Source organism: Jatrophihabitans sp. (assembly GCF_051960575.1).
GTDB lineage: Bacteria > Actinomycetota > Actinomycetes > Mycobacteriales > Jatrophihabitantaceae > JBQCEE01.
Genome location: NZ_JBQCEE010000283.1, coordinates 1 through 8788, shown reverse-complemented (window position 1 = coordinate 8788; position 8788 = coordinate 1). Strand labels below are relative to the sequence as shown.

Sequence of the window (8788 nt, the reverse complement as noted above, 5' to 3'; positions counted from 1 at the left end):
CGACGGTCGCTGCTGCCGCCATCGCAGCACCGACCGCCGCCGTCATCGCCGACGCGGTCGTCGCGGACCACCGCGACGAGCCCGACGCCGACGACGACGGCCACGACGACGAGCCGCCCGCGTCGACGCCGACGAGCCCGCCGACATCGACGGCCAGGCACCGTCCGGCGCACGGGGCCCCCGCCGCGGCGGCCGCGACCAGCGCGTCGACCGGCCCGGGCGGAGCCGCCAAGCGCCCGCGTCCGGGAGCAGCCGTCGCGGCGTCGGGTGGGCGTTCAGCAGCAGCGTCGTCCGCCACCGAGACACCCGCGGTGTGGACACCCGATCTCGTCGACAAGCCCGACGCGCTCGACGACCCGCAGCTCGAACGCTTCCTCAAGGCGACCGAGCCGCAGCCTGACGACGTCGAGCCGAAGCGCCGGCTGCCACGGCTCAACGGCCGGTGGGTCGGCATCTCAGTGAAGGTGCTCATCGCGGTCGTCGTCGCGCTCGGCGCCGCGGTGGCCCTGCGTGTGTACGTCGTCGCGCCGTACTACATCCCGTCCGAGTCGATGGAACCGACGCTGCACGGCTGCGCCGGCTGCGACAACGACCGGGTGCTGGTCGACAAGTTCTCGTACCACTTCACCGACGTCAGCCACAGCGACATCGTGGTCTTCGACCGGCCGAAGAACTTCCAGGCGCCCGAGGACGTGCTGATCAAGCGCGTCATCGGCCTGCCCGGCGACACCATCCAGCTGCGCAACGGCCGCGTCATCCTCAACGGCACGCTGCTCGACGAGGGGTACGTCAAGTCGACCCCGCAGTGCCCGGGCACCAGCCAGCGCACCGACCCGCGCACCTCGGTGTCGAAGTGGACGGTGCCACCCGGCGACGTCTTCGTCATGGGCGACAACCGCTGCGACTCGGAGGACAGCCGCCGCTTCGGGCCGATCCCCGAGTCGTCCATCATCGGCCGCGCGTTCATGGTCATCTGGCCCTGGAAGCACTTCGGGTTCCTGCACTGACGGGTCGCGACCGCTTTCTGTCAGTGCCCGGACGTACGGTGCCGGGCATGAGCACCACCGTGGCCGATCCGATGTCCGGCGACGCCGACGCACCGACCGACGCCGGCGCGGCTCCCGAGCTGCCTCCGGTCGTCGGGTCGTTGTCGCCGTCGCGGGCGGCCGACTTCAAGAACTGCCCCCTGCTGTTCCGGTTCCGCACGATCGACAAGCTGCCCGAGCCGCCGTCGTCCGCGGCCACGCGCGGCACGCTGGTCCACGACGTGCTCGAGCGCCTCTTCGACCTCCCCGCCGCCGAGCGCACCCTGGACGCCGCGCGGTCCCTGCTGCCCGCCGCGTGGGCCCGGGTCGTCGCGGAGGAGCCCGAGGCCGCCGGCCTGTTCGCCGACGACGACGGCACGGCCTTCGAGGCGTGGCTGGCGTCGGCCGGCGAGATGCTGCAGACCTACTTCCGCCTCGAGGACCCGACCCGGCTCGAGCCGGCCGCCCGCGAGGAGCTGGTCGAGGTGGTCGTCGACGGGCTGCGGCTGCGCGGCTACATCGATCGGCTCGACGTCTCCCCCGCCGGCGACCTGCGCGTCGTCGACTACAAGACCGGCGCGTCGCCGCGCGAGGCCTACGAGAGCCGGGCCATGTTCCAGCTGAAGTTCTACGCGCTCGTGCTGTGGCGCACCCGCGGTGTGGTGCCGCGCGAGCTGCGGCTGATCTACCTCGCCGACGGCGAGACGCTCACCTACCGACCCGACGACGAGGGGCTGCACCGGTTCGAGGGCACCCTCAAGGCGCTGTGGGCGGCGATCGTGCTCGCCACCGAGCAGGGCGACTTCCAGCCCAACCCGGGCAGCGCCTGCACCTGGTGCTCGCACCAGGACCTCTGCCCCGCCTACGGCGGCACGCCGCCGCCCTACCCGGCCCCCTCGATCGTCGACGCCGCGCACTACCGGCCGGGCGAGGTCACGCTGCTGACCCCGGCGCCGGCGCCACCATCCGACGCAGCCGCGCCGGATCGAGCTCGGTGAGGCTGTCGACCACCGTCCGGGTCGGCGCGGGCTCGATGGGCACGTGGTGCGGCACTGCGATGACGACACAGCCCGCCGCCTCGGCCGAGGCCACGCCGGTCGGCGAGTCCTCGATGGCCACGCACGCGGCCGGGTCGACGCCGAGCCGTTCGGCGGCGAGGAGGTAGGCGTCCGGGTGCGGCTTGCCCTGCCGCACCTGGTCGCCGGTGACGAGGGTGGCGAAGGTGCCGGCGGGCAGCGCGCGGGTCACGGTCTCGGCGAGCCGCAGGTAGGACATGGTCACCAGTGCGCAGGGCACGCCGTCGGCATTGAGGTCGCGCAGCAACCGCAGGGCGCCGGGACGCCACGGGATCGCCCGCTCGCACTGCCGGATCACCTCGTCCAGCAACTGCTCGACGATCGTCTCGGGCGGGAGGTCGACCCCGCCGCGGTCGCGGATGATCGCGCCGCTGACCAGCAGGTCGTTCCCGACGAGCGACAGCGCGAGCTCGTCGCTCCACTCGCCGCCGTGCGCGGCGACGATCTGGTACTCGGCGGCGATCCAGTACGGCTCGGTGTCGACGATGGTGCCGTCCATGTCGACGAGCACGGCCGCCAACGACGACCGCGAGGTGGTGTCGTCCATCAGCAGGGCGACGATCCGGACGTCAGCGTGCCGGTCACCGTCGGCGACGCGTCGCCGTGCGGGCGGTAGTGGATCACGTAGTACGGCGACGACGGCGTTTCGCGCAGGAACCCGGCGCGGACGATCGCGGCCAGCGTCGGGGCGTGGCTGCCGAAGCGCGCGAAGTACGCCTCGGCGGCGATCTCGACGGTCTTGACGTTCTCCTCGCAGGCGAGCCTCGACGCGCCGGGCGGGGTGCCCTGCGGCGCCGGCTGGTGCGCCGCGCTCGTCGCGGCCGGGGCGGCGGCGGACGTGGACGACGCGCCTCCGGACGCGCCGCCCGACGAGCTGCACGCAGCGACCGTGCCGACCGTGCCGACCAGGACGACGACGGCAGCGACGGCGGAGCGCAGCATCACGGCGTCCCCCATCTCGCTCGCCGACCGGACCGCACGATCGTAGGGCGCTGCAGCGCGGTCGCGGGCGCCGCCGCCGCGCGGCGTGGCGGGCGTCGCCGATGGTCCCGGCGCGACACGGGACCTTCGCCTACGCGGCGCGCCGCCACCGATCTTTGATCCTGGACGTGCGGCCGAGGACCGGTAACCCCCACTCCCGACCAGAGGCCGCGGATGTCCGAGGACCAGAAGCGGCTCGTTGCCTTCCGCGGGGGACGGCGACGAGCCGCTTCTGTCGTTCACTCCACCGGCGCGGCCCGCGAGAGCCGGATCTCCTCGGCGTCGAGTCCGGCCTGCACCTGGCGCAGCACGATGTCGTCGATGCGCTGGGTGTCGCGCAGGTCGAGCAGCGCCACGCGCTTGCGCGCGATCACCGCCAGCTTGAGCGCCGTGTACTGGTCGTCGTGCTGGACGATCGGGTCGTCGGACGAGCCGTCGGCGGCGAGCAGCTTGCGCCGCTTGTCCAGCTCGTGCCGCACCCGGTCGCGCACCTTCTCGTCCGAGCCGAGCTCGTCGGCGAGCTCGTCGAGCGCGTCCCACGCGGCCTCGGTGGTCGTGACCTCGGCGAAGTGCCGTTCCTCGGCGACCGAGGTGTCCTCGGGCAGCCGGGCGAAGCGCACGACCCGCCCGAGCAGCAACGCCTGCAGCAGCGTCAGCACGATCACCCCGCTGGTGATCACCACGATGAGGTCGCGGTCGGGGAACGGCGCGCCCGAGTGCACGGTGCGCGGCACGGCGAGGGCGGCGGCGAGCGACACCGCGCCGCGGAAGCCGGCGTGCGCGCTCACCGTGCGCTGGCGCGCCCCGACGCGACGCAGCCGCTGCGCCGGCCGCCGGTCGACGGCCCGGATCAGGTAGGGCGTCGTGTACAGCCAGGCCCAGCGCGTGGCGATCACGACGGCCGTCACCGCGACGACGTAGCCGACGGCGCGCCCGGCGGACACGCTGCTGAGATCGCGCACGGCCGTCTCGGCCTGCAGGCCGACGAGCACGAACAGCGCCGAGCTCAGCACCGTCGTCGCCAGCGACCAGAACGCGGTCGTCTGCTGGCGGGCCGCGGCGCCGGTGATGCGGGGCGCGAGCTGGCTCATCAGCAGCCCGCAGACGACGACGGCGAGCACGCCGGAGGCCTTGATCGAGTCGGCCAGCAGGAACGCACCGAACGGCGTCACCAGCACCGCGATGTTCTCGAGCATCGGGTCGTCGATGCGGCGCCGCAGCTGCCAGCTGGCGAGGCCGACGAGCGCGCCGGCGAGCAGGCCGCCGCCGTACGAGAGCACGACCAGCCAGGTGACGTGCGGCGCGGTCAGGTGCTCCTCGCCGGCGGTGACCCCGACGGCGAGGCCGTAGATCACCAGTGCCGTGCCGTCGTTCACCAGGCTCTCGGCCCGCAGCACGGTCAGGGTGCGGCGCGGCAGCGCCCGGGCCAGCACGCCGACCGCGGTGGCGTCGGTCGGCGCCACGGCCGCGCCGAGCACCCACGCCGGGCCCCAGTGCATGCCGATCGCGTGGGCGGCCGCCGCCACGGCACCGGCGGTCGCGACCACGAGCAGCGTGCTGGTGAGGATCACGACGCGCAGGTTGCTGCGGATCTCGCGCAGCGAGGTCGTGAGGCTCTCCCAGTACAGCAGCGCGGGCAGGAAGAGCAGCAGCACGACGTCCGGCGGGAGTTGCGCGTGCTGCACCCGTGGCACGAAGCCGATCACCACACCCAGCAGCACGAGCACCAGCGCCGGCGCCAGCGGATAGCGTCGGGCAAGCGCACCGCCGATCAGCAGCGCGACGCCGAGGACGACGACCATCTCCAGACCGAGCACCGGCCCATCTTGGCCGACAACGCAGGTGTGTGGGCCCGGTGCTCGACGGCCGACCGGAAAACGCCTCGACCATCGCCGGGACGGGTGCGACGCTCTCGCCGTGATCCCGAGCATCGACCGGCCGCCGTTCGACCAGCTGCGCCACGCGGCCGAAGCCGCCGCGCTGGCGCGACCCGAGATCGATGCCGACATGATCCTCGAGATCTTCACCGAGGTCGCGTTCCTGCTCGACAACGGCCTCGCGCTCGACGGCCTGGACGACCACGACGCGCACGCCGTCGTCGCGGCGCTCTGCGACGACCTCGTCGCGGCCGATCCCGGCGCCGCGGTGCGCGCGCGGGCCGAGGCGCTGGGCGACGGGGTCGGCGACCTGCACGACCCAGCTGCGGTCGGCGGGTCGCTGCGCATCGCGGGGCAACTGCTGCGGCTGTGACGAGCGCCGCCCGCTGCTCGATGCGAGCCGCGGGCGGTGTGCGGGGTAGGCCGACGGCATGCCCACGATCCATCGCAGTGTCGACATCGCCGCACCGGCCGACACGGTCTGGCGGCTGCTCGAGGACGTCCGCCGCCTGCCCGAGTACTCCGACAGCACCGAGGCCGTCGAGGACGCGCCCGAGCGACTGACCGCCGTCGGTCAGCAGTACACCCAGGTCGGCACGCTGCTCGGCATGAAGCTGCGCTCACGGTGGCAGGTCGTCGACCTCGACCCCGGCACGCGGATCAGCAGCGAGGGCCGGCTCGCCCCCGGTGTGCGGTACACGCTCACCCAGCGGCTCGAGGCGCGTCCGGACGGCGGCACCCGCCTCGCGATCGACATCGACTACACCCCGCCCGGCGGACGGCTCGGCCGGCTGGCCGCCAAGGCCGGGGCTGAGGCGAAGGCCGGCCGCGAGGCACAAGCCGTCCTGGACGGCATCAAGCGCACGATCGAGCGCACGAGCGACTGAGCCGGCGACCGGACGCAGAGCGGCGGCGCGGGTGCTGAACGGCGCGGCAGGTGTGTGGCGACGCTGCAGGTGTGTGGCGACGCTGCGGGCAGACACGCCGTGGCACCCCTCGCACGGTCGCCACACACGGCCGGGGCGCGGCAGGTGTGTGGCGACGCGGCGGGGAGACCCGCCGTGCCGCCACCCGCAGCGTCGCCACACCACCGGGGCGACGGCGGCTGCGCCGAACGTGGTGAGGTGGGCCCATGAGCGAGCGCCGCGTGTCCATCGGCTTCGCCCGGCTCCCCCGGTGGCTCGACGGCTTCGCCGAGCGCCACGGGCCACCGACCGTGACCGCGACGCCGGACGAGGTGCACCTGGTCGGTGGCGACGGCGCGCAGGCGTGGCTCGCGGTGCCGTTCCCGCCACTGCCCGACGGCGACGACCCCCTCACGGCCCTCGCGAACCACGTCACCCGCGAGCGCACCGTCGGCGTGGTGCTCGTGCGCCGGGGCGGGCACGCGGTGGGGCTGTTCCGCGGGGCCGAACTGGTCGCGTCCAAGGTCGACAGCAGCTATGTCCAGGGCACGACGAAGGCCGGCGGCTGGTCACAGCAGCGCTATGCCCGGCGGCGCGCGAACCAGTCGCGCGCGGCGTTCGCCGACGCCGCGGCCACGGCGGCGCGCGTCCTGCTGCCGCACGCGGGCGAGCTCGACGCCGTGGTCGCCGGCGGCGACCGCCTCGCCGTCGACGAGGTCTTCGCCGACCCGCAGCTCGCCCCGCTGGCCGCGCTGCGCACCGGCCCCCTGCTCGCCGTACCCGACCCGCGGCTCAGGGTGCTGCAGGCGACGCCCGAGCAGTTCCTGGCAGTGCCGGTCCGGCTCGACCCGTAGGTAGAACAAGTTCTACTTCTGCGTTACCGTCTCGGCCATGACCAGTGCCCCATCCCGTTTCGCCGGCCGCCGCGTGGTCGTCACCGGTGCGGCCGGCGGCCTCGGCAGCTGCGTCGCGCGGATGTTCGCCGACGAGGGCGCGAGCGTGCTGCGCACCGACGTCGTCGAGGGCGAGGGCATCGTCGCCGCCGACCTCACCAGCGCCGACGACCTCGAACGGCTCGCCGCCACCGCGCTGGCCGAGCTCGGCGGGGTCGACGTGCTCTGCAACGTCGCCGGCGCGCAGCGCTTCACCACCGCCGACGAGCTGACGATCGAGGGCGTGCGCCGTCATCTCGACGTCAACGCGGTCGGGCCGATCATGCTGACCCACGCACTGATCCCCGCGCTGGTCGAGGCCAGGGGCAACGTCGTCTCGGTCGCGTCGATTTCGGCGCTGATGGGACAGCCCTACAACGCCCCGTACTGCGCGAGCAAGGCGGCGCTGCTGCTCGGCATGCGGGCGCTCGCCACCGAACTGGCGGGACGCGGCGTGCGGGTCAACTGCGTCTCCCCCGGCGGCATCGAGACCGCGATGACCGAGCGCGCCGCCCGCGAGCTGCCCAAGGACGTCGACTGGAACCTCATCGCCAAGAGCCAGAGCCTGATCCCCGGGTTCATGCCGCCGAAGGACGTCGCCGAGTCGATCCTGTTCCTCGCGTCCGACGCGGCCGTGTCGATCACCGGCGCGAACCTCGTCGTCGACCGCGGCGTGATCTGGTAGCGGGCGATCAGGGCATGGAGAAGGTCGACCTGCTCGTCTGGGACGACGACGCCGTCGCCGGGGCCCCCGGCCTCGAGGTCGTTGGCCTGCACCGCTGCACGGTCTCGCGCGCGGCCGACCTGCCCGGCGCCACCCTGCTCATGGGACGCGGTCCGCAGCTGCGCGGGCTGGTCGAACTCTGGCTCGACAGCGTCGACGTCTGGCCCGACGTCGTCGCGCAGGTGCCCGGCGACGCCTACCTGGTGACCGAGTCGGTGCCGCAGCCCGTCGGCGGGGACGAGCTGCTGACCCACCTCACCTGGTTCCCCAAGCCCGACCGGCTGACCGAGGCCGAGTTCTTCCACGGCTGGCACGTCGTGCACACGCCGTCGTCGGCGGCGCTGCACCCCGAGCGGCAGGGCTACGTGCGCGACGCCGTCGCCCGCACGCTGACCGAGGGCTCACCGCCGGTGCGGGCCATCGTCAGCGAGTACTTCGACGAGGCCGTCTACCTCGACCCGTCGCGGCTGTTCTCCGGCGCCGAGGCGCTGCAGCGCACGATGGACGAGCTGCCTCGCTACGCCGACGCCGACGCCATCTCGAGCTGCCCCGTCCGCCGCGTCTGACCGCCGTCTTGTCCGCCGGCCCGGTCATCTGCGCGGCCGGAGAACGACTGGGCCCGGGGACAAGACGGCCTGTTCAGCAGCCGGGGCGGGTCGTCATGGCCACGCGCAGCTGCTCGTTGCTCGGCGGCGCGCCGTCGAGCGGCTCGGCCGCGGGGCGCAGGCCGGCGAGCAGCAGCGGCAGGTAGCGGCGCGCCAAGCCCTCGCCGTCGGCGTCCGGGATCTCGGTGACCGACTTGAGCATCCGCAGCACGACGCCGAGGTCCTGCGGGGTGAGCTCGGGCCGGATCACGCCGGCCGCGCGCCCGCGCTCGAGCAGCCGCTCGAGCAACGGGTCGAGCCGGGTCTGCAGCTCGGCGAAGGCCTCGCCCTCGGCCCCGGTGCTCACCAGGTCGGCCATGCCCCGGTTGTCGGTCATCAGCTGCACGACCTGCTGCAGGAACCAGCTGAGCCCGTGCCAGGGGTCGGGATCCGCGGCCGCCTGCTCGGCGAGCTCGACCGGCTGCTCGATCTTCTGTCGCAGCCACGCCGCGGCGAGTTCGTGCTTGTTGCTGAAGTGTCGGTAGGCCGTCGCCACGTTGACGCCGGCCGCGGCGGCGATGTCGTCGAGCGTCACCGAGAGGCCTCGTGTGGCGAAGAGCTGCTCGGCGGCGTCGATGAGCGCCTGCCCGTTTCGGGCCGCATAGGCCCGCAACCCGCGAGGTT

The 8788-nt window shown here is 73.8% G+C and carries 11 protein-coding genes; 7 read left to right on the top strand and 4 right to left on the bottom strand.

The window, feature by feature from the left end; all coding sequences use genetic code 11:
- Both lepB and ACTHMS_RS16010 read left to right on the top strand, forming a co-directional pair.
- Nucleotides 1-1007, top strand: a 1007-nt coding sequence (gene lepB / locus ACTHMS_RS16015; RefSeq protein WP_440307667.1) for a signal peptidase I, incomplete at its 5' end; no start/stop codon positions are given.
- A gap of 47 nt (nt 1008-1054) precedes the next feature.
- A complete protein-coding gene (locus tag ACTHMS_RS16010) occupies nt 1055-2023 on the top strand; it encodes a RecB family exonuclease (protein WP_440307666.1) in 969 nt (322 codons plus the stop codon).
- Here ACTHMS_RS16010 and ACTHMS_RS16005 read toward each other — a convergent pair.
- The 3 genes from ACTHMS_RS16005 to ACTHMS_RS15995 form a co-directional block, all read right to left on the bottom strand.
- Entirely contained in the window at nt 1959-2648 is a 690-nt protein-coding gene (locus tag ACTHMS_RS16005; RefSeq protein ID WP_440307665.1) for an HAD family hydrolase, read from the bottom strand. The genes ACTHMS_RS16010 and ACTHMS_RS16005 overlap by 65 nt on opposite strands.
- The gene (locus ACTHMS_RS16000; protein WP_440307664.1) at nt 2648-3046 is read right to left on the bottom strand and encodes a hypothetical protein; all 399 of its coding nucleotides are present in this window, start codon (nt 3044-3046) and stop codon (nt 2648-2650) included. The genes ACTHMS_RS16005 and ACTHMS_RS16000 overlap by 1 nt, the downstream gene beginning before the upstream one ends.
- A 275-nt stretch (nt 3047-3321) precedes the next feature.
- A complete protein-coding gene (locus ACTHMS_RS15995; protein WP_440307663.1) occupies nt 3322-4899 on the bottom strand; it encodes a Na+/H+ antiporter in 1578 nt (525 codons plus the stop codon).
- A 100-nt stretch (nt 4900-4999) separates the two neighbouring features.
- Here ACTHMS_RS15995 and ACTHMS_RS15990 point away from each other — a divergent pair, with 100 nt between their 5' ends.
- From ACTHMS_RS15990 to ACTHMS_RS15970, 5 genes are all read left to right on the top strand, one after another.
- Nucleotides 5000-5332, top strand: a complete 333-nt coding sequence (locus tag ACTHMS_RS15990) for a hypothetical protein (RefSeq protein WP_440307662.1) — start codon at nt 5000-5002, stop codon at nt 5330-5332.
- A gap of 58 nt (nt 5333-5390) precedes the next feature.
- Nucleotides 5391-5846, top strand: a complete 456-nt coding sequence (locus ACTHMS_RS15985; protein WP_440307661.1) for an SRPBCC family protein — start codon at nt 5391-5393, stop codon at nt 5844-5846.
- Nucleotides 5847-6091: 245 nt separating this feature from the next.
- Nucleotides 6092-6718 carry an acVLRF1 family peptidyl-tRNA hydrolase gene (locus tag ACTHMS_RS15980; protein WP_440307660.1) on the top strand — a complete coding sequence of 209 codons (627 nt, stop codon included), beginning with the start codon at nt 6092-6094 and terminating at the stop codon, nt 6716-6718.
- Nucleotides 6719-6755: 37 nt separating this feature from the next.
- Nucleotides 6756-7481: an SDR family NAD(P)-dependent oxidoreductase gene (locus ACTHMS_RS15975; RefSeq protein WP_440307659.1), complete on the top strand. Its 726-nt coding sequence runs from the start codon at nt 6756-6758 to the stop codon at nt 7479-7481.
- Nucleotides 7482-7495: 14 nt separating this feature from the next.
- A complete protein-coding gene (locus ACTHMS_RS15970; RefSeq protein ID WP_440307658.1) occupies nt 7496-8086 on the top strand; it encodes a hypothetical protein in 591 nt (196 codons plus the stop codon).
- A gap of 73 nt (nt 8087-8159) precedes the next feature.
- On the opposite strand, the gene ACTHMS_RS15965 is transcribed toward ACTHMS_RS15970, so the two are convergent.
- Nucleotides 8160-8788 (bottom strand): TetR/AcrR family transcriptional regulator (locus ACTHMS_RS15965; RefSeq protein ID WP_440307657.1); only part of this gene is annotated, 629 nt, incomplete at its 5' end.